Annotated in this window: 19 protein-coding genes; 9 read left to right on the top strand and 10 right to left on the bottom strand. The window is 69.6% G+C overall.

The features are described 5' to 3' along the window. Nucleotides 1–901: 901 nt before the first annotated feature. Together BM066_RS04665 and BM066_RS04660 are read right to left on the bottom strand one after the other, a co-directional pair. On the bottom strand, nt 902–1,495 hold the full coding sequence (locus BM066_RS04665) for a dihydrofolate reductase family protein (protein WP_089924633.1): 594 nt from the start codon (nt 1,493–1,495) through the stop codon (nt 902–904). A 94-nt stretch (nt 1,496–1,589) separates the two neighbouring features. Then, on the bottom strand, nt 1,590–3,494 hold the full coding sequence (locus BM066_RS04660) for a hybrid sensor histidine kinase/response regulator (RefSeq protein WP_018061372.1): 1,905 nt from the start codon (nt 3,492–3,494) through the stop codon (nt 1,590–1,592). Nucleotides 3,495–3,682: 188 nt separating this feature from the next. Here BM066_RS04660 and BM066_RS04655 point away from each other — a divergent pair, with 188 nt between their 5' ends. Beyond that, the gene (locus tag BM066_RS04655; protein WP_018061373.1) at nt 3,683–6,607 is read left to right on the top strand and encodes a M16 family metallopeptidase; all 2,925 of its coding nucleotides are present in this window, start codon (nt 3,683–3,685) and stop codon (nt 6,605–6,607) included. 50 nt (nt 6,608–6,657) lie between these two features. Here the strand turns inward: BM066_RS04655 and BM066_RS26345 are convergent, their stop codons facing one another. Then, nucleotides 6,658–6,795: a hypothetical protein gene (locus BM066_RS26345; protein ID WP_018061374.1), complete on the bottom strand. Its 138-nt coding sequence runs from the start codon at nt 6,793–6,795 to the stop codon at nt 6,658–6,660. Between the two features lie 71 nt (nt 6,796–6,866). On the opposite strand from BM066_RS26345, the gene BM066_RS04650 reads away from it, so the two are divergent. Next, nucleotides 6,867–7,838 (top strand): LysR substrate-binding domain-containing protein, encoded by a 972-nt coding sequence (locus tag BM066_RS04650; RefSeq protein WP_089924630.1) that lies wholly within the window; start codon nt 6,867–6,869, stop codon nt 7,836–7,838. Nucleotides 7,839–7,889: 51 nt separating this feature from the next. Continuing rightward, nucleotides 7,890–8,099 (top strand): DUF3126 family protein, encoded by a 210-nt coding sequence (locus BM066_RS04645; RefSeq protein ID WP_089924627.1) that lies wholly within the window; start codon nt 7,890–7,892, stop codon nt 8,097–8,099. A gap of 151 nt (nt 8,100–8,250) precedes the next feature. On the opposite strand, the gene BM066_RS04640 is transcribed toward BM066_RS04645, so the two are convergent. Continuing rightward, nucleotides 8,251–9,519 (bottom strand): MFS transporter, encoded by a 1,269-nt coding sequence (locus tag BM066_RS04640; protein ID WP_089924624.1) that lies wholly within the window; start codon nt 9,517–9,519, stop codon nt 8,251–8,253. 69 nt (nt 9,520–9,588) lie between these two features. Between BM066_RS04640 and BM066_RS04635 the strand changes: the two genes are divergently transcribed. After that, nucleotides 9,589–10,203 (top strand): TetR/AcrR family transcriptional regulator, encoded by a 615-nt coding sequence (locus BM066_RS04635; protein WP_089924621.1) that lies wholly within the window; start codon nt 9,589–9,591, stop codon nt 10,201–10,203. Then, a complete protein-coding gene (locus BM066_RS04630) occupies nt 10,200–10,883 on the top strand; it encodes a GNAT family N-acetyltransferase (RefSeq protein ID WP_089924618.1) in 684 nt (227 codons plus the stop codon). The genes BM066_RS04635 and BM066_RS04630 overlap by 4 nt, the downstream gene beginning before the upstream one ends. A 201-nt stretch (nt 10,884–11,084) precedes the next feature. Here the strand turns inward: BM066_RS04630 and BM066_RS04625 are convergent, their stop codons facing one another. From BM066_RS04625 to BM066_RS04610, 4 genes are all read right to left on the bottom strand, one after another. Beyond that, on the bottom strand, nt 11,085–13,073 hold the full coding sequence (locus BM066_RS04625; RefSeq protein ID WP_089924615.1) for an OPT family oligopeptide transporter: 1,989 nt from the start codon (nt 13,071–13,073) through the stop codon (nt 11,085–11,087). Between the two features lie 105 nt (nt 13,074–13,178). Then, a complete protein-coding gene (locus BM066_RS04620) occupies nt 13,179–13,487 on the bottom strand; it encodes a hypothetical protein (protein ID WP_143093650.1) in 309 nt (102 codons plus the stop codon). Nucleotides 13,488–13,573: 86 nt separating this feature from the next. Beyond that, nucleotides 13,574–13,900: a hypothetical protein gene (locus BM066_RS25830; RefSeq protein WP_143093649.1), complete on the bottom strand. Its 327-nt coding sequence runs from the start codon at nt 13,898–13,900 to the stop codon at nt 13,574–13,576. A gap of 114 nt (nt 13,901–14,014) precedes the next feature. After that, nucleotides 14,015–14,800 (bottom strand): PhoH family protein, encoded by a 786-nt coding sequence (locus BM066_RS04610; protein ID WP_089924606.1) that lies wholly within the window; start codon nt 14,798–14,800, stop codon nt 14,015–14,017. A gap of 315 nt (nt 14,801–15,115) precedes the next feature. On the opposite strand from BM066_RS04610, the gene BM066_RS04605 reads away from it, so the two are divergent. Together BM066_RS04605 and BM066_RS04600 are read left to right on the top strand one after the other, a co-directional pair. Further along, entirely contained in the window at nt 15,116–15,646 is a 531-nt protein-coding gene (locus tag BM066_RS04605) for a gamma carbonic anhydrase family protein (protein WP_089924603.1), read from the top strand. A gap of 69 nt (nt 15,647–15,715) precedes the next feature. Further along, nucleotides 15,716–17,812 (top strand): ATP-binding protein, encoded by a 2,097-nt coding sequence (locus tag BM066_RS04600; RefSeq protein ID WP_089924600.1) that lies wholly within the window; start codon nt 15,716–15,718, stop codon nt 17,810–17,812. Between the two features lie 98 nt (nt 17,813–17,910). Here the strand turns inward: BM066_RS04600 and BM066_RS04595 are convergent, their stop codons facing one another. After that, on the bottom strand, nt 17,911–19,539 hold the full coding sequence (locus BM066_RS04595) for an ABC-F family ATP-binding cassette domain-containing protein (RefSeq protein WP_018061166.1): 1,629 nt from the start codon (nt 19,537–19,539) through the stop codon (nt 17,911–17,913). Nucleotides 19,540–19,695: 156 nt separating this feature from the next. Between BM066_RS04595 and BM066_RS04590 the strand changes: the two genes are divergently transcribed. Next, nucleotides 19,696–21,360: a choline dehydrogenase gene (locus BM066_RS04590; RefSeq protein ID WP_089924597.1), complete on the top strand. Its 1,665-nt coding sequence runs from the start codon at nt 19,696–19,698 to the stop codon at nt 21,358–21,360. A 121-nt stretch (nt 21,361–21,481) separates the two neighbouring features. Here BM066_RS04590 and BM066_RS04585 read toward each other — a convergent pair whose 3' ends face one another. Next, the gene (locus tag BM066_RS04585; protein ID WP_089924594.1) at nt 21,482–22,030 is read right to left on the bottom strand and encodes a PAS domain-containing protein; all 549 of its coding nucleotides are present in this window, start codon (nt 22,028–22,030) and stop codon (nt 21,482–21,484) included. 185 nt (nt 22,031–22,215) lie between these two features. On the opposite strand from BM066_RS04585, the gene BM066_RS04580 reads away from it, so the two are divergent. Next, nucleotides 22,216–23,169, top strand: coding sequence for a hypothetical protein (locus BM066_RS04580; RefSeq protein ID WP_089924592.1), 954 nt, complete (start codon nt 22,216–22,218; stop codon nt 23,167–23,169). Nucleotides 23,170–23,237: the final 68 nt, after the last annotated feature.

Here is a 23,237-nt window from a genome sequence, read left to right as displayed (position 1 = left end):
CGACCCTGTGCGGACACTGACCGGCTATCTTCTTTTGCGGCCAAGAGCGCGGGCTTCCGCAAGGAAGGGGGTAGCCGAGCTAGCCAGATAGACCCGCGACACATGGAATTCGCGTGGGTCTTGAGGAGACGGCGATGGATTGACCCAACCAAACACGAGGTAGGAGGCGCTCAAGCTGAGGCGTCTGGCTCTGACCCCACATTCGAAATCGTTTGAGACGGCAACATGCCGTGCAAACAGTGAAAATGCTGGCCAAACGTCAAATGGCTCAGGGGGCGGTCCATTGCGAACGTCGAAAAGCGCGGATTTTTCCACCCAGGTTCGCTTTGGCGGACCTTTAATGACTTCTGAAACTGTAAACCGGACCGACGACGAAGGGTTGCAGGACCCATTTAATAGTGCGGCGGCGTTTTGTTTCTTCCGATAATCCTCAAGCGCCTTACCACTGCTTGTTCCAGGCGCCAATGGAGGCGGCGGTGCGCGAAGATAGTCGCACGGCATGGCCCAACCTCGGGGAGGTCCAGGTTCAGACACTCGGACGAGATATACAGCATTCGCATTTTGGAATTCGGATCGAAACTCGGCTGTCCATCCTTCTCGGATAGCTAGGGGGCCAATCTCGACGCACTTCCGGGCGGATGCCGTTCCGTAGCTGATCGACAGCACGGCCAGACTTGCCAAGGCTATGCCAAGGGCTCTCAAGATCATAACTCCGGTCGGTGCGTCCCAGCTTTGGTTAGCACCTATGCCACGCGATGTCCGACATCCACCCCGAACAGACCATCGACATGTCCGATTTCAGCGCCAGCGACCGGGGCTTGCCGGTATCCGTGCATCCCCCTCATTTCAGGGCGAGAATGACGGACTCGTTTGGGGGCCCGGCTGAAGGGCGGCGACGGGGTCAGGCCGGCCGATAGGTCTGGGCCACCGCGCCCCCTGGAAAGGCCTTCGAGCTCACCAGCTTGAGCGGCGCCGGCGCGGCGAGGTCGGAGAACAGCGGCAGGCCCTTGCCCAGCGCCACGGGGGCCACGAGCAGGACGAACTGGTCGACCAGGCCTTCCGCGACCAGGCTGCGGGCGAAACGGACCCCGCCGTGGGCGATGATCGGCTTGCCCTCCTGGGCCTTCAACTTGGCGACTTCCTCGGCCAGGTCGCCGCTCGCCACAGAGGCCTCCGTCCAGCTTTCCGCGCCGGGCTGAAGCTCCGCGGACGGTGGGCTCTTCACCTTCTCCAGGATCGCCGGCCCCTGCCGGGAGAAGACGACCTTGGGAATCTGGTTCATCGGCGGCGCGAAGCGGTCGGTGGAGATCGGCCAGTAGCCGGCCATGGTCTCGAAGCTGCGGCCGCCCATGATGTGCAGGCCGGCGGTCCCGATGAACGCCACGCTCCAGGCCTTCGCCTCCTGGTCGGCGCCGAACATCCAGGTGTTTCGGCCCTCCAGGTCGCTGACGAAGCCGTCGACCGAGATGGACATCTTCAGGATCAGGTCTCTCACGGTTGCCTCCTCTTGGCGGTTCCAGCTCGAGGACGTACCGGATCGACCACTTTCGACAACGCGCGATCGATTTTTCCGCGCGGACCCGCGCCCGTCAGCCTTCCCGCCCCGCCGCGCCCCACAGCGCCACCTTGCCCAGCAGTTCGCCAGCGGCGATCGGCTTGGCGATGTGATCGTTCATGCCGCAGGCGCGGTAGGTCTGGACCTGCTGGGCCAGGACATTGGCGCTGAGCGCGATGATCGGCACGTCGGCGGCGGGTCCGGGCAGACCGCGGATGGCCCGGGTGGCGCTGACCCCGTCCTGGACCGGCATCTGCACGTCCATCAGCACTAGGTCGTGCTCGCCGCGCGCCGCCCGCGCCACGGCCTCCGCGCCGTTGACGGCCAGCTCGACCTGGTGGCCCGCCGACCGCAGGATCGTCCCCACCAGCTCGCGGTTGGCCTCGTTGTCATCGGCCAGCAGGATGCGCACGCCGCGCGCCTGCGCCTCGGGGACCGCCGCCTCCGGCGCCGGTTCGGCGTCGGCGGCGGCCGGCAAGGGCAGCACGCACCAGAACCGCGAGCCCTCACCCAGCCGGCTGGAGACCCCGACCTCGCCGCCCATCGCCCGGGCCAGGCAACGGGTGATCGACAGGCCCAGGCCGGTGCCGCCGAACCGGCGGGCGACGGCGGCGTCGGCCTGGGTGAAGCGTTCGAAGACGCGGTCGATCACGTGCTCGGCCATGCCGACGCCGGTGTCGGTGACCGACAGCTCGATCCGCGCCGCGGCCTCCTCCCCCCCGTCGGGTCCCTCCGGGGGATCCAGGCGCCGGACGGCCAGGGTCACCGAGCCCTCGGTCGTGAACTTCACCGCGTTGCCCAGCAGGTTCAGCAGGATCTGCCGCAGGCGTTCGGGATCGCCGATCACGAAGCGGGGCGCGGCCGCGTCGACCTCCTTGACCAGCGCCAGGCCCTTGCGCCCGGCCTGGACCTCGACGATGCCCAGGGCCTGGTCCAGCACGGCCTCCAGCGCGAACGGCCGACGGTCCAGCTCGACCCCGCCGGCGTCCAGCTTCGACAGGTCCAGCACGTCGTTCAGCGTCGACATCAGGGCCTGGCTGGCGTCCTCGATGCGGCCCAGATGGCGCCGCTGCTCGGGACCGAGGGCCGCGCCGCGCAGCAGGCCGGCGAAGCCGATCACGCTGGTCAGGGGCGTGCGCAGCTCGTGGCTCATATTGGCCAGGAACTCTTCCTTGGCGCGGGCCGCGGCCTCGGCTCGGGCGTGGGCCACGGCCAGCTCGCGGCGGGCCTCGATCTCGTCGGTCATGTCGACCTGGTTGACCAGCACGCTGACCGCGCCGGTCGCCGGATCCAGGGTCCGGCGGGCGTCCAGGCCGTGCCACAGAGCCCGGCCGCCGACCGCCACCTGGCAGGAGCCGACCCAGGAGCCCTGCTCCAGGGCCGCCTTCCAGGGGCCGGCGGCCTCGCGCGGATCGACGAACATCTGGTCGAAGGCCGTCTGCTCCGGAAAGGCGGCCAGGCAGCTGGGATTGGCGAACAGTCGGCGGCCCTTGGCGTCGAACAGCCCCACCAGCACCGGCGTGTGGCGCAGAGCCTCGGCGGCGCGCTGCTCGTCGGGCGAGCGGTCGTCGCACACCGCCTCGCACAGCATGGCCTCGCCGCCGTCGCTCAGGGTGATGGCCGAGATCGTCGCCTGCACCGAGACGGGCTGGCCCAGCGGGTAGAAGGTCCAGCGCTCGGTCACGGCCTCGCCGGCGTCCACCCGCCGGGCCAGGGCGTCCATGCGCGCGCGAACGGCCGGGGACTGAACCGAGAAGTCGCGGGCCAGCAGGGCCTCCAGGCTGTCGGCGCCCCACAGCGCCACCGCCGCGGGGTTGGCGTAGACCTTGCGCTTGCGCAGGTGGTCGAACACCCAGACCGGCCGGCGCAGACGGTCCAGCCCCGCCGTGTCGAACGGCAGGCCGGGCGCGGGTACGGGCGTGGGACTGGCGAAGGACATGACCCGATGGTCTTACACAGGGTCTGCAAGCTAGCCCATCCGCGCGACGATTTGACGGGCGTTCGCGCGGACCTAATGTCGCATGGCCGATATCGAAGCGTGACCGTTCCGCCCCACCCACGCCTTGCTTGCGCCACGCGCTTTGGCCAAGGTGCCCGACCTTCCAACGCTCTGCTTCAAGGTCGCACATGATCCGCGTTTCGCGCCTGGCGCTCGTTCTCTCGGCCGGGCTCAGCCTTTCCGCCTGCGCGACCCTGTCCCACCTCAAGCCCGGCGGCGGCGACAAGGCCTCCGCGCCGTCGTCGGCGCCCAAGGCTCCAACGGCCCCCGCCAAGGCTTCCGGCGCCCCGACGATCGACCTGGTCAAGGCCGGCCAGTGGCCGCAGGCGGTGTCGGACGTCGCGCCCGATCCGCGCGTGCGGTTCGGCGTACTGCCCAACGGCATGCGTTACGCGATCCAGAAGAACGCCACCCCGCCCGGCCAGGCCGCCCTGCGCCTGTGGTTCGACGCCGGTTCGCTGGACGAGACCGACGAGCAGCAGGGCCTGGCCCATTTCCTCGAGCACATGGCGTTCAACGGCAGCAAGAACGTGCCCGAAGGCGAGATGACCAAGATCCTCGAGCGCCATGGCCTGGCGTTCGGCGCCGACACCAACGCCTCGACCAATTTCAGCGAGACCACCTACCAGCTGGACCTCCCCAAGACCGACGACGACACGGTCGACACCTCGCTGATGCTGCTGCGCGAAGCGGCCGGCGAGCTGACCATCGCCCCCGACGCCGTCGACCGCGAGCGCGGCGTGGTGCTGTCGGAGGAGCGCACCCGCGACAGCCCCGGCTATCGCACCTTCGTCAACACCTTCGGCTTCCAGCTGCAGGGCCAACGGCCGCCCCAGCGCCTGCCGATCGGCAAGACCGAGATCCTCAGGACCGCCCCGGCCCAGCGCATCCGCGACTTCTACCAGGCCTGGTACCGGCCCGAGAACGCCGTGGTGGTGGCCGTGGGCGACTTCGACGTCGACGCCATGGAGGCCAAGATCAAGGCCAAGTTCGGCGACTGGAAGGGCCAGGGCCAGCCCGGGGTGAAGCCCGACCTAGGCCCCGTGGCCAAGCGCGGCCTGACCGCCAAGGTGCTGGTCGAGCCCGGCGCCCAGACCTCGGTCCAGATGGCCTGGGTCCTGCCGCCGGACCTGGAGCTGGAGACCCGGGCCAAGGACAAGGAAGAGCTGGTCAAGGCCCTGGGCTTCGCGGTGCTGAACCGCCGGCTGCAGGTGCTGACCCGTTCGGAGGCCCCGCCGTTCATCGTCGCCGTGGCCATGCAGAACGACCAGGAGCACGCCGCCGACATCACCACCCTGGCCGCCACCGTCCAGCCGGGCCGCTGGAACGAGGCCCTGACCGCCCTGGAGCAGGAACAGCGCCGCATCGTCCAGTACGGCGTGCGCCAGGACGAGCTGGACCGCGAGATCGCCGCCATGCGGGCCGGCTTCGTGGCCGCCGCGGCCGGCGAGGCCACCCAGCGCACCACGGCCCTGGCTAGCGCCATCGTCGGCACGCTGGACGACCGCGAGGTGGTCACCAGTCCGTCCCAGAACCTGGCGGTGTTCGACGAGGCGACCAAGGGCCTGACCGCCGACAAGGTCTCGGCCCTGCTCAAGGCCCAGTTCGCCGGTTCCGGTCCACTGATCACCATCCCGACCCCGACCGCCATCGACGGCGCGGAAAAGGCCGTGACCGACGCCTACGCCGCCTCGGCCAAGGTGGCGGTCGCCGCCCCAGCCGCGCCGGGCGTCACGGCCTGGCCCTATGCGGCCTTCGGGCCGAAGGGCGCGGTGACCTCGCAGACGGAGGTCGCCGACCTGGACACCGTCTTCGTGCGGTTCGCCAACGGCGTGCGCCTGACCGTCAAGCCGACCAAGTTCCGCGACGACCAGATCCTGGTGAAGGCCCGGATCGGCCACGGCCTGCTGGACCTGCCGCCCGCCAGCCAGAGCCCGATGTGGGCGGGCTCGGCCTATGTCGAGGGCGGCCTCAAGCAGATCAGCGCCCAGGACATGGAGCGGGTGCTGAACGGCAAGGTGTGGAACGCCGGCCTGGGGATCGACGACGACGCCTTCAGCCTGTCGGGCCGCACGCGGCCGGAGGACCTGGACACCGAGCTGCAGGTCCTGGCGGCCTACGCCACTGAGGGCGGCTGGCGCCCCGAGGCCTTCAACCGCGTCAAGACCTACTACGGCACGATCCACGACCAACTTGAGTCCACCCCTAGCGGAGTGATCGGACGGGATCTGGGCGGGCTGCTGCACGGCGGCGACGGCCGCTGGACCTTCCCCACCCGCCAGCAGATCGCCGGCGCGTCGCTGGACCAGCTGAAGGCCTCGCTGTCGGGCCCGCTGGCCGCCGACTCCATCGAGGTGGTGATCGTCGGCGACATCACGGTCGACAAGGCCCTGGCGGCGGTGGCCCAGACCTTCGGCGCCCTGCCGACCCGCGCCGACACGCCCGCCCCGGCCGGGGCCGAGAAGGTCCCCTTCCCCGCCCCCTCGCCGATCCCGATCGTCCGCACCCACAAGGGCCGGGCCGACCAGGGCTCGCTGTTCATGGCCTGGAAGACCGACGACCTGTTCAGCGACCTGCAGCGGGCCCGCAACACCCAGATCCTGGCCCAGGTGATGCAGCTGCGGCTGACCGACGAGCTGCGCGAGAAGCAGGGGGCGACCTATTCGCCCTCGGCCTCGGCGACGGCCAGCGTGGCCTTCACCGGCTGGGGCTATCTGGCGGTCAGCGTCGAGACCCCGCCCGACAAGATCGACGGCGTGATCGCCAGCATCCGCCAGATCGCCGCCGACCTGCGCGACAAGCCGGTCACCGCCGACGAGCTGGAGCGGGCCAAGAAGCCGCGCATCGACCAGATCGAGAAGGCCCGCGAGACCAACGAATACTGGCTGGGAGTGCTGTCGGGCGCCCAGACCGACCCGCGCCTGCTGACCGCCACCCGCTCGGTGCTCGCCGGCCTGCAGCGTGTGACGGCCGCCGACGTCCAAAAGGCGGCCCGGACCTTCCTGGGCGACGACAAGTCGTGGACGATGGTCGTCAGGCCGGAGGGGAAATAACTTATAGTTCCGCTCATCCCGGCGAACGCCGGGATAAGCGGTTGTTTGAGTTACCGGCAGGCGATCAAATGAACCTGATCCCGTCGCGCCTCGGCCTTCGGCGCCGCCAGGACCCCATAGGCCACCAAACCCCACACCGCCAGCACGGCCAGCCATTGGACGGGTGTGACGGGGGCGGAACGGTTCATGCCCCTCGTATCCCCCGGTTGCCCCGGCCGGAATAACGACTTATCAGCGGGCGTCTGTGAGGTTTCGTCACATGGTCGCCCGCTCGCTTCCTCCGCTGAACGCCCTGCGCGCCTTCGAGGCGTTCGGCCGGCGCGGCCGGATGACCCTTGCGGCCGACGAGCTGTGCGTCACCCACGGAGCGATCAGCCGCCAGATCCGCCAGCTGGAGGACCACCTGGGCGTCGCCCTGACCGAGGGGCCGCGCACCGGGCTGCGGCTGACCGAGACGGGCCTGAAACTGGCCCAGGGCCTGACCCGGGCCTTCGACCTGATCGACGACGCCCTGCCGCCGGCGCCCGACGGCGACGACGCGGCCCTGGTGGTCTCGTGCCTGCCGACCTTCGCCATGAAATGGCTGATCCCGCGCCTGCCCGATTTCGTCGCCGCCCATCCCGAGGTTCAGGTGCGGATCGTGGAGTCCAACGGACCGTTCGACTTCCGCGCCGACGGCGTCGACCTGGCTGTCCGCATGCGCCTGCCGGGCGCCCCGCCCTCGCCCGACGCCGACGTCGCCCCGTTCCTCAAGCACTATGTCGGCCCGGTGGCCTCGCCGGATCTGGCCGCCCAGGTCCGCGACCTGGAAAGCCTGGCTCGGCTGCCCCGGCTGCACACCCGCACCTTCCTGGAGAGCTGGGCCGAATGGGAAAGCGCGGCGGGCCTGACCCTGCCGTCGGCCGCCGTGAACCGCCAGTTCGACCACTATTTCTACATGCTCGAAGCGGCCGCCGCCGGCCTGGGCGTGGCCCTCAGCCCCTTCGCCTTCGTGGAGAACGACCTGGCCGCCGGCCGCCTGGTCGCGCCGCTGGGCCTGGTCCCGGGCCAGGCTGAGGTCTGCGCCCTGACGCCAAGGGGCAAGGCCACCCGCGCGGCCCGGCGGTTTCGCGACTGGCTAGTGAAGCAGGGCGCGGCGACGCCGCCGCCGCCCGGTTTCGCGCCGGGTTCTCAACAGCTGGTCGAGCCAAGCTCCGCAAAACCCCTTACACTTTCGCGCCCGGCCCTCTAGTTTCCGCCGATCCCCCGCGCCCCGCGCGCCCCATCGATATCAGGAGCCGTCATGGACGCCGCCACCATCGCCAAGCTCGAAGGCCATCTGAAGCGCACCTTCGGCAACCCGCACATCGCCCTCAAGGCCCGCCCCAAGCAGAAGGACTCCGCCGAGGTCGAGGTGAAGGGCGAATTCATCGGCGTCATCTTCCAGGACGAGGACGAGGACGGCTCGTTCATGTTCGAGATGGCGATCCTGGCGGAAGACCTGGACGGTTAAGGGCCTTTCCCTTGCGGACGTTGGAACGCCCCCTCCGTCCGCTTCGCGGCCACCTCCCCCGTTTCACGGGGGAGGAGAAGGTCGCTTCCTCCTCACCCGCAAAGCGGGGGAGGTGGCGCGATGCGAATACGCATCGTGACGGAGGGGGCGTCTAGACGACCGCCGCCGTCACCAAACTCCGCCGCACCATCAGCGACGCCCCCGCCGCGATCAGCCCGGCGACGCCGGCGATCACGAACGCCTCCAGATATTGCCCCGACTGGGCGCGGATCACCCCCGCGCCGATCGCCGCCGTCGCGGCGCCCAACTGGTGGCCCGCCCCGATCCAACCGAACACGACGGGACCGTCGCGGTCGCCGAACGCCTCGGTGGCCAGGCGTACGGTCGGCGGCACGGTGGCGATCCAGTCCAGGCCGTAGAACACCGCGAACACCGACAGGCTCATCAGCGAGAAATCCGAGAACGGCAGGTAGATCAGCGAGAGCCCGCGCAGGGCGTAGTACATGAACAGCAGCTTGCGCGGATCGTAGCGGTCGGTCAGCCACCCCGATGCGGTGGTGCCGAACAGGTCGAACAGGCCCATCAGCGCCAGCAGGCCGGCGGCCCGGACCTCGGGCAGGCCGCGGTCGCCGCAGAAGGCGATCATGTGCACGCCGATCAGGCCGTTGGTGGTCAGGCCGCAGATGAAGAAGCCGCCGAACAGCAGCCAGAAGGTGCGGGTCCGGCTGGCCCGGTGCAGGGCGCCGAAGGCGGCGGCCAGGGCGTTGGAGGCCGAACCCTTGGGCGGCGGGGTCCAATCGTCCGGCGCGCCGAACGGGCGTTGGCCGATGGCGTCGGGGCTTTCGGGGATCAGCAGCCAGCAGATCGGGGCCATGATCGCGGCGACGGCGGCCACGGTCAGCACCACCGGCCGCCAGCCGCCATGGTCGGCGATCCAGGCCATGGCCGGCAGAAAGACCAGCGAGCCGGTCGCCGTGGCCGCGGTCAGCAGGCCCAGCATCAGGCCGCGCCGCTCGACGAACCAGCGATTGACGATGGTCGCGCCCAGCACCATGGCCACCGCCCCGCTGCCGATCCCGGCCATCACGCCCCAGGTGGCCACGTACTGCCAGCTCTGGGTCATGAAGGCCGACAGGCCCGTGGAGACCGCCATCAGCAGTAGGGCCAGGCTGATCGTGCGCCGCACGCCGAACGACTGCATCAGGGCGGCCGCGAACGGTCCGGTCAGGCCGTAGAGGAAGATGCCGATCCCCGCGGCCAGCGAGATCGCGCCCCGATCCCAGTGGAAGGCCTTCTCCAGCGGCAGAATCAGAACGCCCGGCGCGGCCCTGAGGCCAGCGGCCGATAGAAGAGCAAGAAACGTGGCCGCCGCGACGACGAAGGCGTAGCGGTTTCCGAGGGTGCGGCGGAGGATCTGCATGCGATGTAACCGATCGGTACGGGGCTTGTCGCCCTGCATACGTACCGGTAAGTAACATCGTCAAGCGCCATGGCCCAAAACGACGAAAAAATTCCCGAACACCATCTGCCCTACGGTCCCGGACCGCGGGCGGCCGAGCGCATCTTCGAGACCGCGCGCGACCTGTTCTATCGCGAGGGCATCCGGGCGGTGGGCGTCGACGAGATCGTCACCAAGGCCGGCGTGACCAAGCCCAGCCTCTATCGCGGCTTCAAGTCCAAGGACGAGTTGGTGGCCGCGGTGCTGCGCGAGGTCGAGGTCGGTTTCTGGGGCCGCTTCGACGCGGCCGAGGCGGCTTTCCCCGGCGACGCCAAGGCCCAGATGATCGCCTTCTTCGAAGGCCTGGCCGCGCGCTCGGGCGGAGCCGACTATCGCGGCTGCGCGCTCAGCAACGCCGTGGTCGAGTATCCCGACCGCGACCATGCCGGTCGGGCCGTGGCCCAGGTCCACAAGCAGGACCTGCGGGCGCGCCTGCGGGCCAAGGCCGTGGAGATGGGCGCGTCCGACCCCGGCGCCCTGGGCGACGCGATGATGCTGCTGGTCGAGGGAGTGTTCACCTCCAGCCAGATGTTCGACGACGACGACAAGCCGGCCCTGGCCGTGGTCGGGGCGGTCAAGGCGCTGATCGAGGCTTATTGCCGATGAGCCATCCCCTCGACCGCCCCGTCTGGTCCGCCTTCACGGGCCGCCAGTCGCATCTGGCCCTGCGCGACGGAGCCGCCCTGCGGGTGCATCCGGACTTCGGCCTGTTCGCGGCGACGGCGGACGACGCGTCCGAGAGCCTTGAGGCCCTGGGCCGGCTGGTCCGCGCCCATGGCGGCGAGGTCGGGCTGGTCGAGCGGTTCGACCCGCCGCCGGTTCCCGGGACGACGGTCGTCAAGAGCGCCCTCTGCTGGCAGATGGTCGCCGAGGCCTTGGCCGCGCCCAAGCCGGTCGATTTCCAGATCCAGCCCCTGACCGACGCCGACGCGCCGGAGATGCTGGCCCTGGCCGCCCTGACCGCGCCGGGACCGTTCTTCTCGCGCACCCACGAGCTGGGCGAATTCGTCGGGGTGAAGGTCGACGGCCAGCTGGCGGCCATGGCCGGCGAGCGCCTGCGGCCCGAGGGCTTCACCGAGGTCAGCGGCGTCTGCGCCCATCCCGACCATCGCGGCAAGGGCTATGCGGCGCGGCTGATGCTGCACGTGGCCCACAAGATCGTTCAGCGCGGCGAGACGCCGTTCCTGCACAGCTACGCCGACAACACGGGGGCCATCGCACTCTACGAGGCGCTGGGGTTCCGGTTCCGGTGCGAGCAGGTGCTGACGGTGCTGGCGGCGGCGTAAGCCCCTGCCTCCCCGAACGGTTGTCATCCCGAAAGCCTCGCAGAGGCTGTCCGGGACCCAGGGGACTGGGCGACGCGGTGCGATTCACCTGGATCCCGGACAAGCGCTGCGCGCTTTCCGGGATGACAACTTGGGGGCCGGAAACAAAAAGGACCCGGAGAGCTTTCGCCCTCCGGGTCCTTTAAGCGCACGGGCCCGAACCTACGCCTGGATCTTGTTCGCCGACCGCCGCGCCCAGCCGTACAGCCCCGCCACCACGACCGCCGCGGCGATCAGGGCGAAGATCATGCCCACGTGCTCGGACGGCGCGAAGGGGACCTCCAGCGGGCCGGGCTTCTGGGTGGCGACGATCAGACCGGCCAGGGCGACGTTGAACAGGCTCTCGCCGACGATGAAGCCCGAGGCGATCAGCACGCCCAGGCGCTTGGCCGCCTCGCCCATCCGGTCCTTGTCGACCATGCGGTCGTAGAGCCAGCCGATCACGGCGCCGACCACGACCGGGGCGGTGACGGCGCTGGGCAGGTAGATGGCCAGACCCACGCCCAGCGGCGGCAGGCTGAGGCGGCCGTTGCTGGACCGGCGCAGGACGATGTCGACGATCACCAGGCCCAGGCCGATCAGGGCGCCGTAGCCCAGCAGCCCCCAGTCCAGATCATGGGCGATCACGCCCTTGGCCAGGGTCGAGATCAGGGTCGCCTGCGGGGCGTTCAGCGGCGTGGAGCCGGCCACGGTGCTGAGATTGGCCGCGCCGGCGAAGCCGTTCGACTGGTTCAGCAGCTCCAGGACGAAGGGGATGACGACGGCGCCGGCGACGACGCCGATGATCAGAGCCACCTGCTGCTTCCACGGCGTGGCGTCGACCAGTTGGCCGGTCTTCAGGTCCTGCAGGTTGTCGTTGGCGACCACGGCCACGGCCAGCACCATGGTGGTGACATAGAGGGCGTAGGCGACCAGGGCCTTGGCGATGTCGGGGCCGATCACCCCGCGGCCGACGACCCCGACCATCAGCGAGGCGCCCAGCACGGTCAGGATGGCGATGCCCGAGACGGGGCTGTTGGACGAGCCGATCAGGCCGGCCATGTAGCCGCAAACGGCGGCGGCCAGCAGGCCGGCGACCAGCACGTAGCCGACGCCGATGGCGACCAGCGGCGCGGCCAGGCTGGTGATCGGTCCGCCGGTCAGGAAGTTGGCCAGGAACCAGCCGGCCGGGGCCAGCAGCAGCAGCGAGACCAGGCCGACGATGCCGATCGGGATGTCCTGTTCGGTGCGGGCGATGACCGCGCCGCCGACCTTGCGGGCCTTGCTGGCCTCGAAGGCCGAGATCAGGCCCGACCAGATCGGCAGGGCCAGCTTGCCCAGGGTCCAGATGGCGGCGGCGCCGATGACGCCGGCCCCCATGAACCGCACCTCGGTCTTCCAGACGGTCAGGGCGTGGGTGGCGACGTCGACGCCCGGCATCGGGTGGTGGGCGGTCATGATCGGCACCAGCACGCCCCAGGCGATGGCCAGGCCGGCGAACATCGCCACCCCGACCGTGATGCCCATCAGGTGGCCCGCGCCCATCAGGGCCAGCGAGCTGGAAGCGCCTAGGCCGGTGGCGCCGGCCCCGGCCTTGAAATAGCCGGCCACCTCGGCGGCGAAGATCTTGGCGGCGGCCAGGGCGGCGAACAGGGCCGAGGCCACGGTGCCCAGCACCACGGCGACCAGGCCGGCCTGGCCCTCGGCGGCGCCGGCCCGCGAGCCGGTGCCGACCTTCAGGACCTCAGCGGCGGCGACGCCCTCGGGATAGGGCAGGTCGGAATTGGTCACCAGGGCCCGGCGCAGGGGGATGGTGTACATCACGCCCAGAACGCCGCCAACCAGGCAGGCCCCGAAGGTGGTCAGGAACGGCACGTGGCTCCACCAGCCGATCATCAGCAGGCCCGGCAGCACGAAGATCACCGACGACAGCGTCCCCGCCGCCGAGGCGATGGTCTGGACGATGTTGTTCTCCTGAATCGTCGCGCTCTGGAACGCGCGCAGCAGGGCCATCGAGATGACGGCCGCGGGGATCGAGGTGGCGAAGGTCAGGCCCACCTTCAGGCCCAGATAGACCTGGGCGGCGGTGAAGACGAGGGTGATAAGGATCCCGAGAAGGACCCCCCGGATAGTGAACTCCGAACGGGGAGTCGCGGCGGCGTCGGACGACATGAAGGGTCCCAAAGCAGTTAAGGCGGTCGGACCTTGCACGTCCGACCGCCCCGAACTCAAGTCTGTTCCGCCATTCGCCGAGTCTTTAGGCGTTTTGTCCGGGCTTTAGGGCTTGGCCGTCGTGGCGACGGGAGCGATGGTGTTCGCGGTGCGCACGGGCGCGCAAACCTCGCTGACACGTTGCATTATGACCGTGTCGTCGCTGACGGAGGCTTGCTTGATCGCCTCGTCGCACCTGCCGTCGTTGATCAGCTTGGCCAATTGTCGGGCCTTGCGCAGCCTCGCGGCGTCGGCGCTGACCTGCTGCCCCCACCCGGCCGAGCCGGGGCTTTGATAGCTCATGGCCTCGCGCTTGGCGCCAGACGTCTGGGCGCCGGCCGAACCGGCCCAGCAAAGTCCCGCTACGACGGCCAAGGCGGCCCAGCTCTTCAACCTCGATAAAGTCATACCCACATCCACCAAAGACAAGCGGCGCCGGGCCGCCCGACGTTCTTTCTGGCTCAGCGGATGACCGCCCGCTGTTCGACACGGCTCGCGCAAACCTCGACCGTACGTTCGGTCAGCCTGTTATCCTCGCTGGCGAGCGCCATCTTCACGGCGGCGTCGCACCGATCCGCGTTGATCAGGGTCGCGACCTTCCTGGCCTTGGTGATGCGCGCGGCGTTGAACGACACCTGCTGGGCCATGGCGTAGCCTTCCGCCGGCCGGCCTGCGGAAGGCGAGGTTTGACGAGGGTTGACACCGCTTGTCTGAGCGTTGGCGAAACCCGCCCCCCCGATCACTGAAGCGATAAAGAAGGCGGCGAAAAGCCGAGAGGACTGGATCATCTTGGAGACCTTTTTTCCGTCCGCACAGGACAACCCAACCTTGTGCTCGCGTCAAGATCTCGCGAGGGCCGCGAAGGACGGCCAGGGCGGCGACCGCCGCCCTGGCCGGGGATCTCAGAGCACGCCCAGCATCTCCGCGACCAGCGGGTGGCGGACGATGTCGCGGTCGGCCAAGCGGACCACCGCGATGTTCTCCACCGGCTCGAACTTGGCCGACACTTCGGCCAGGCCCGAGATGCCCGGCAGCAGGTCGGACTGGTTCGGGTCGCCGGTCACCACCATGGTCGAGTTCCAGCCCAGGCGGGTCAGCAGCATCTTCAGCTGCATGTAGGTGCAGTTCTGGGCCTCGTCGATCACCACGAAGGCGTTGTTCAGGGTGCGGCCGCGCATGAAGCCGACCGGGGCGATCTCGATCGCGCCCTCGGCCATCAGGGCCCGCATGCGCTTGACCGACAGGCGGTCGCTCAGCGCGTCGTAGAGCGGGCGCAGGTACGGCGCCAGCTTGTCCTCCATGTCGCCGGGCAGGTAGCCGATCGACTCGCCGGCCTCGACCGCGGGGCGCGACAGCACGATGCGGCCGACCTTGCCGGCCTCCAGGGCCTCCACGGCCTTGGCGATGGCGATGTAGGTCTTGCCGGTGCCGGCCGGGCCCAGCGCCATGATCAGGTTCTTTTCGTCGATCGCCTCCATTAGGCTGGCCTGGCCCGGCGATTTGGGTTTGATCGTTTTGAGGTAACTCTGGTCCCGATCCTCGTGCCCCGGATTGCCCAGCGGCGACCAAGCTTGGCGATGCTCCACCGGCAGGCGGCGCACCTTGGCGTCGTCGTCGTAACGGCCGGCGTCGTTCGCGCCTTCGCGCACCATCCGCTTGAGAGCTCGCTTGGTCATGTAAGCCTCCATTCAGGCATGAAAAAAGGACGTGGCCGGATGGCGACGTCCTTGGAGCAGGTGGGGAGGAGAAAAACGGAAACGCGAGCGCGGCCGGGCGGTTCGGAGCTTGCCCCCGAAGGCGGTGATGAACGCCCAAACCCCAAAACCGACACCCAAGGTCTCCGTTACCGGGAGGCCGCGTTCGGCGATCGAGCGCGGCTCGGATACGAGAAGAATGACTCCCGATATGGGAGTGTTCCCCCTCGAATCGCACAAATACAATGGGGCCCACATGGTTTATGAGCCGTTAAGGCTCCGCCTGCTTCTAGAACACGAGGTGTACGGATGACTGTCTATTCCTTGGGCGCCGCAAGTCCCTCGCTTCCCGCGGAAGGCGAATATTGGATCGCGCCGAGTGCCCAGGTGATGGGAAACGTCATCCTGCGGAAGAATTCCAGCGTCTGGTGGGGCGCAATAGTTCGCGGCGACAATGATCCGATCGAGATCGGCGAGAACAGCAATGTTCAGGACGGCTCAGTACTTCATACCGACGTCGGCAGCCCGCTGACCATCGGAGCCAACGTGACGATCGGTCACATGGTGATGCTTCATGGCTGCACGATCGGCGACGGCTCGTTGATCGGCATCGGCGCGATCGTCCTGAACGGCGCGAAGATCGGCAGGAACTGCCTGATCGGCGCCGGCGCCCTGATCACCGAGAACAAGGAGATCCCCGACAATTCGATGGTCATGGGCGCCCCCGGCAAGGTGGTCCGCGAGATCGGCGAGGGCCACGCGCTAATCCTCCAGGCCTCGGCCCTGCACTATGTCGAGAACTGGAAGCGATATCGGACCGAACTTTCGCGGAAAGATTGAGCCCACACGCCGCTCGCTTAACGAAATACCGACGGTTTTCGGCTATTCTCCGGCCGAGGGGGAGTCTTTATGGTCGCGAGCCTGTGGCGAGATTGGAAGCCGGCGCATCGTCGCCTGGCGATCCTGACGATCGCGTATGTGACGGGCATGGCCTACAGCCTGTTCCTGGCGGGCGCCTCGCAGCACATCCCCACCATCTGGACCGCCAACGCGGTGCTGATCGCCGGCCTGCTGCTGCTCAACCGCCGGCAGGGCGCGGTCCTGCTGGCCCTGACCGCCGCCCTGCACGTGGCCATCGAGCTGTCGATCGGCGATCCCCCACGCTTTGTGCTGATCGTCGCCGGGCTGGACACCCTGCAGACGGCGGCGACGGCGGCCCTGCTGCGCCTGATGCACGCGCCGATCCGGGTGCGCTCCATGCGCGGCTTCCTGGTGCTGATGGCCGCCTCGACGAGCCTGACGGCCGCCAGTTCGATCCTGGTCAACGGCCTGCTGTCGATCAGCATGGGCGGCGCCTTCTGGCAGGGCTGGACCGAGTGGACCACCTCCAACGTGCTGGGCGTGGCCATCGCCCTGCCCACCCTGCTGATCCTGTTCGACCGCCGTCATGGCGAGGCCTTCCGCGTCGGCCTGGCGGAATCGCTGCTGGTCCTGGCGCTGGTGCTGGCCACCACCGTGACCGTGTTCACGGTCGAGGCCAATCTGGAGGTGCTGCTGTTCGCCCCCGCCCTGCTGGCGGTGTTCCGCGGCGGGCCGCGGGCGGCGGCGGTGCTGGTGACCGGCTCGCTGGCGGCCACCATACCGACGGTGCTGCACAGGACCGGGCTGGACCCCGCCGTCGCCGTCCCGCCGCTGCGGGACGCCCAGATCTTCCACCTGGTGCTCTACGCCGTCTGCCTGGCCGCCGCCCTGGCGCTGAACCAGCAGAAGCGGCTGCAGGCCCTGCTGGTCCGCCGCCAGGCCGTGGCCCGCGCCGCCCAGGCCAAGGCCCTGGCCGCCAGCCAGGCCAAGTCCGACTTCCTGGCCACGATCAGTCACGAGATCCGCACGCCGCTCAACAGCATCCTCGGCTTCGCCGCGATCGTCGGCGACGACCCGGACCTGTCGTCCGAGAATCGCCGCCGCCTCGACCTGGTCGGCCGGGCCGGCCGCTCGCTGGCCGAGATCGTCAACGACCTGCTGGACTTCGCCAAGGTCGAGGCCGGCCGCCTGGACCTGGCGCTGGCCCCCGTCTCGCCGGCCGCCCTGCTGCGCGACGCCGTCGCCATCGTCGCCCCGGCCGCCCAGGCCAAGGGCCTGCCGCTGTCGGTGAGCGTCGAGACCGTCGGCGACGGCGACGAAGCCGTCCTGCTGGCCCTGGACGAGACCCGCCTGCGCCAGATCCTGCTGAACCTGCTGGCCAACGCCCTGAAGTTCACGGCCCAGGGCCAGGTCGCCGCGCGGCTGGTCATCGGCCCCGGCCTCGGCGAGCTGCGGTTCGAGGTCGCCGACACCGGCATCGGCATCGCCCCCGAGGTCCAGGCCCGCCTGTTCCAGCGCTTCAGCCAGGCCGACGGCTCGATCAGCCGCCGCTACGGCGGCGCGGGGCTGGGCCTGGCGATCAGCAAGGCCCTGATCGACCGGATGGGCGGGGAGATCGGCGTCGCCAGCACGCTGGGCGAAGGCTCGGTGTTCTGGATCGAACTATCCGCGCGGGCCGTCGCCCCCGACCAGGCCCCGGCTCCAGCCCCGGCCGCGCTCGAGGCCGAGCGGCCGCCGCGCGTGCTGCTGGTCGACGACCATCCGATGAACCGCGAGCTGGGCCATGCCCTGCTGACCCTGGCCGGCTGCGAGGTCTCCACCGCCGACGACGGCGCCCAGGCGGTGGACGCCGCGCGGCTGGGCGGTTTCGACCTGATCCTGATGGACGTGCACATGCCCGGCATGGACGGCTTGGCCGCCGCCCGCGCCATCCGCGCCCTGCCCGCCCCGCACGGCGCCGTGCCGATCATCGCCCTCAGCGCCGACGTCCTGCCCGACCAGATCGCCCGCTGCCGGGCGGCGGGCATGGACGACCACGTGGCCAAGCCGATCCGCCGGGAGGAGCTGGTGGCGGCGGTGGGACAGGCCTTGGGGGCTGACCGGGAAGAGCGCAAGGCGATGGCAAGCGTCCAGCGCGGTTCCTGATCCGGAACGGCGCGACGACGCCGGCAAGGTCCGGTTTCCGGCCTGCCTGAGCGGATCGACCGTCAAGGCGATGCCGTGGTCCTGAGGAGCGGGCGCTTCTACCCGCCCGGGTGCAGCCCCGGCGCTTCCTGGCCCGTGCGGGTGACGTATTCGGTATAGCCGCCGCCGTACTGATGGACGCCCTCGGGCGTCAGCTCCAGCACGCGGTTGCTCAGGGCCGCCAGGAAATGGCGGTCGTGCGAGACGAACAGCATGGTGCCCTCGAAATCCGCCAGGGCCGCGACCAGCATCTCCTTGGTCGCCATGTCGAGGTGGTTGGTCGGCTCGTCCAGCACCAGCAGGTTCGGCGGATCGAACAGCATCTTGGCCATGACCAGGCGCGCCTTCTCGCCGCCGGACAACACGCGGCAGGGCTTTTCGACATCGTCGCCGGAGAAGCCGAAGCACCCCGCCAGGGTGCGCAGCGCGCCCTGCCCCGCCTGCGGGAACGAGCGCTCCAGGGATTCGAAGATCGTCTCTTCGCCGTCCAGCAGGTCCATGGAGTGCTGGGCGAAATAGCCCATCCTGACGCTGGCGCCGATATTGACCACGCCCTGGTCGGGCTTGGTGTCGCCGGCCACCAGTTTCAGCAGCGTCGACTTGCCGGCGCCGTTGGCGCCCAGGACGCACCAGCGCTCCTTGCGGCGCACCAGGAAGTCGAGGCCTTCATAGATCGGCTGGGCGCCGTAGCCCTTATGGATGTTGCGCAGGCTGATCACGTCGTCGCCCGACCGCGGCGGGCTCTGGAACTCGAACTGGACCGCCTGGCGACGGCGCGGCGCCTCGACGCGTTCGATCTTGTCGAGCTTCTTCACCCGGCTCTGGACCTGGGCGGCGTGCGAGGCGCGCGCCTTGAACCGCTCGATGAACTTGATTTCCTTGGCCAACATGGCCTGCTGGCGCTCGTACTGCGCCTGGCGTTGCGCCTCGCCGAGCGCGCGCTGCTGTTCGTAGAAGTCGAGATCGCCCGAATAGGTAATGAGCGAGCCGCCGTCGATCTCCACTACCTTGCCGATGATGCGGTTCATGAACGCGCGGTCGTGCGAGGTCATCAACAGGGCGCCGTCATAATTCTTGAGGAAGGCCTCAAGCCAGATCAGGCTTTCCAGGTCCAGGTGGTTGCTGGGTTCGTCCAGCAGCATGCCGTCGGGCCGCATCAGCAGGATGCGGGCCAGCGCCACGCGCATCTTCCAGCCGCCGGACAGCAGGCCGACATCGCCGTCCATGCGTTCCTGGCTGAAGCTCAGGCCGGCCAGCACCTCGCGCGCCCGCGCTTCCAGCGCGTAGCCGTCCAGTTCCTCGAAGCGCCCCTGCACCTCGCCATAGCGTTCGAGGATGGCGTCCATCTGGTCGGCCTGGTCCGGATCGACCATGGCCGCCTCGAGCCTGGCCATTTCGGCGGCCAGCGCGCTGACGGGACCGACGCCGTCCATCACCGCGGCGACCGCGCTCTGGCCCGACATCTCGCCGACATCCTGGCTGAAATAGCCGATCGTCATTCCGGGATCGATCGCGACCAGCCCGTCGTCGGGTTGCTCCTGACCGGTGATCATGCGGAACAGCGTCGTCTTGCCGGCGCCGTTCGGGCCGACAAGCCCGACCTTCTCGCCCTTCTGAACGCCCATCGAGGCTTCGATGAACAGGATCTGGTGGCCGTTCTGCTTGGAGATGTTGTCGAGGCGGATCATGGGCGGTCTGCTAACGCGGGTGGAAGCAGAACGCCAGCCTTGGAGCGATGCCAATTCCAGGCGCGATGATCGGGCGCACCGCCCCTTGCCCCTCGCCCGAACCCGCGTCACTCTCTGCCTGAACAACGATAACAAATCAGGGAGGCGACTTCGGCCATGGCTAGCGCGCGCTACGACTACGTCATCATCGGCGCCGGCTCGGCCGGCTGCGTCCTGGCGAACCGGCTGACCGAGGATCCGGCCGTCAAGGTCCTGCTGCTGGAGGCCGGCGGCAGGAACAGCTCGATCCTGGTGCGGATGCCGGCCGGGGTGGGCGAACTGATCAAGGCCAAGGGTGAACAGAACTGGGGCTTCTGGACAGAGGCCGAGCCGCACCTGAACGACCGCAAGCTGTGGTGGCCGCGCGGCAAGGGGCTGGGCGGCAGTTCGGCGATCAACGGCATGATCTATATCCGAGGCCACGCGCGCGACTACGACCAGTGGCGGCAGATGGGGCTGGCGGGCTGGTCCTATGCCGAGGTCCTGCCCTATTTCAAGCGCTCGGAAAGCCACCACGGCGGCGGCGACGCCTATCACGGCGGCGCGGGCCCGCTGCACGTGTCGCGCGGCGAGTCCAAGAGCCCGTTCTACCCCGCCCTGATCGAGGCCGGCCGCCAGGCAGGGCACGCCGTGACCCAGGACTTCAACGGCTACCGGCAGGAGGGCTTCGGTCCCTACGACCTGACGATCCGCGACGGCAAGCGGTGGAGCGCGGCGGCGGCCTATCTGACGGCCGCCCTAGCCCGGCCCAACCTGACCTGCGTCACCGGCGCGCGCACCACCCGGATCCTGGTCGAGAACGGCCGGGCGATCGGCGTCGAATACGGGGTCGGGACCAGTTCGGAGCGGCTCGTCGCCCATGCCGACGCCGAGGTGCTGCTCAGCGCCGGGGCGGTGCAGTCGCCGCACCTCCTGCAGTTGTCGGGGATCGGCGATCCGGACGACCTGAAGGCCCAGGGGATCGCCACGGTCCATGAGAGCAAGGGCGTGGGCGCCAACCTGCAGGACCACCTGGACGTCTGCCTGTCGTGGACGACCAGGAACTTGGTCACCGCCTATTCGGCCAACAAGGGACTGAGGAAGCTGGGCACCGGCCTGTCCTACATGCTGCTGGGCCAGGGCCTGGGCCGCCAGCAGTTCCTGGAGAGCGGCGCGTTCCTGAAGTCGCGCCCCGACCTCGACCGGCCCGACCTGCAGATCCACGGCGTGCTGGCGATCATGCAGGAGCACGGCAAGGTCCAGGTCGAGAAGGACGGCTTCACCCTGCACGTCTGCCAGCTGCGTCCGGAAAGCCGGGGCAAGGTCGGCCTGCGCTCGGCCGACCCGTTCGACGACCCGACCATCCTGGCCAACTACCTGGCCGCTGAGGAGGATCGCCGCGCCATCCGCGAGGGCGTGAAGATCGCCCGCGACGTCGCCGCCCAGGCCGCCCTCGACCCCTATCGCGAGGCCGAGTACGCGCCCGGCGCGGCGGTGAGGACCGACGCCGAGATCGACGCCTGGGTCCGCGCCAAGGCCGAGACCATCTACCACCCGGTCGGAACCTGCCGGATGGGCGCGGCGGGCGATTCGCTGGCGGTGGTCGACGACCAGCTGCGGGTGCAGGGGCTGCAAGGCCTGCGAGTGGTCGACGCCTCGGTCATGCCCACCCTGATCGGCGGCAACACCAACGCCCCGACCCTGATGATCGCCGAGCGCGCGTCGGACCTGATCCGCGGCAAGGCGGCCCTGCCGGCCGTGGAGGTCCCGGTGTTCGGGGACGGGCGGGCGGCGGCGGCCTAAACGCGCGAGAGGCCCCTCGATGGGAAGGGGTCGCCCCGCGGCGCCCCCTTCCCATCCGCGGCGCGCCCCTGGTCCCGCGCGCCGCCCTTTCCGCCCCCCGACGGAAAGCTCGTGATGTCCCTCAGGCGATCCGGCGCCCGTGCAGCGTCGCCAGCCTCAGGCGCGGCGCCTCTTCGTTGGCCGGGCCCAGGGCCTGGATCCTGCGCACGCCCAGCTCCGAGGCCGGACGGCCCATCAGCCGCTGCATCATGGCGATGGGCTGGTAAAGACCCAGGAAACGGTCGGCCTGGCCGTCGGCGCCGGTCATCGGGGCCAGCAGCACCTCCATGCCCACCGACGGCGCCCCGATGGCGCGGATGTCGGCGGTGACCACCACGGGCTCGCCCCGCCGACGCGCGACCTCCAGGGCCGACTTGACCTCCAGCCGATGCGACAGCGCCCAGAAGCCCAGGGCGTCCTCGCCGCGCAGGTCGCGGGCGTGCAGGTCGGTGACGAAACCGCCGGCCAGCCGCACCGGATAGCGGCCCTTGGCGTCGCGCCCGAGGATGAACACCTGCGGCAGCAGATCCAGGAAATCGCCCGGATTGACCGCGGCGCGCGCGGGCACGCCGTCGTTAACGGCCTTGCTACGCCAATAGTCTATCAACCGTTCCGTGCTTGGATGGAACATCGTCGTTCCCCTGGCGAGCTCGCTCGCGGTCCTTTTCGACCGCATCGGGCTTGCAGGGAGAACCGGGCCAGCCCCAGGACCGTGCCGTCCTGGGACAGTTTCCCGGTGAAGCGGTGGGCATGGCGTGAATCTTGCTTGGCCGCGGGCCACGCGGCACGCCGATGTGTTGTGAAGGGAAGAGGCCGATGAAGGCGCCGAAAATGACCTTGCCCAAGCTGTGGATCAGCTTGGCCGCCGGATTGGGGGCGCTCGTGCTCGGCGGCGTCGCCTACGCCCAGTGCAATAGCGGCTGCACGCCGCCGCCGCCGCCCTGCTGCGCGCCGCCGCCGCCCCCGCCGCGTCCGCCCACCCCGCCCGGCTGCAACACCTGCGGCGGCGGCGGCCACAACGTCTATGTGCCCGGCATCAACATCCACGTCGGCGGTTCGGTGATCGTCAACGCCAACGCCTCGGCGACCAGCACGGCCACGGCCGGATCCAGCGCCGGCGCCGGCGCCGGCGCGGGGGCCTCAGCCGGCTCGACCGTCTATTACGGCGGCGGCACCCATGGCGGCTACTATTCGGGCCCGGTCTCGACCGGCTACATCCAGGGCCTGAACGTCGAGGGCGGCGAAGCCCGCCGTCGCGCGTCCTACGAGGCCACCCGCACCCGGTTCAAGCGCGTGGTCATCCGCGCCGTCTGCCTGGACGACCGCGACATCCCCCACCCGGCCTCGCAGGTCACCCCCGACCGCGACATCGACAGCGGCTATGACGGCGAACTCTATCGCTGCATCGCCGGCTCGCGCATGCAGTACGTGGTCGGCGCCTACGAAGGCTACAGCGCGGCCAATTTCGGCGGCGAGACCTATGTCTGCGGCAAGAACGAAGCCCTCTACTACGGCGGCGGCGCGGGCGGCGGCTCGGGCCTGGCCGGCGGCCCGGACGGCCGCGGCGGCGCCCTCTCGTGCCGGCCGCAACGCCCGGCCCGCGACTGCAACGAGCGCTCGCTGTTGCGCCGCTACGGCGCCGGCGTGAAGGTCCTGACCATCCTGACCACCGAGAAGTACACCGCCTATCGCGAGGAGACGGTGCGCGAGTCGAGCGCCTCGGGCCTGAGCCTCAGCCTGGACGGCGGCGTCGGCGGGGTGGTGTACTAGGCGCCCGCTTCGACTTTTCGAAACACGAAGGGCCGCTCCTCCGGGAGCGGCCCTTTTCTTTTGGCCGC

Source organism: Caulobacter sp. UNC279MFTsu5.1 (assembly GCF_900114015.1).
In the GTDB taxonomy this organism is placed as follows: domain Bacteria; phylum Pseudomonadota; class Alphaproteobacteria; order Caulobacterales; family Caulobacteraceae; genus Caulobacter.
Note: the sequence above shows the minus strand (reverse complement) of the source record. Positions and strands in the feature narration are given on the sequence as shown.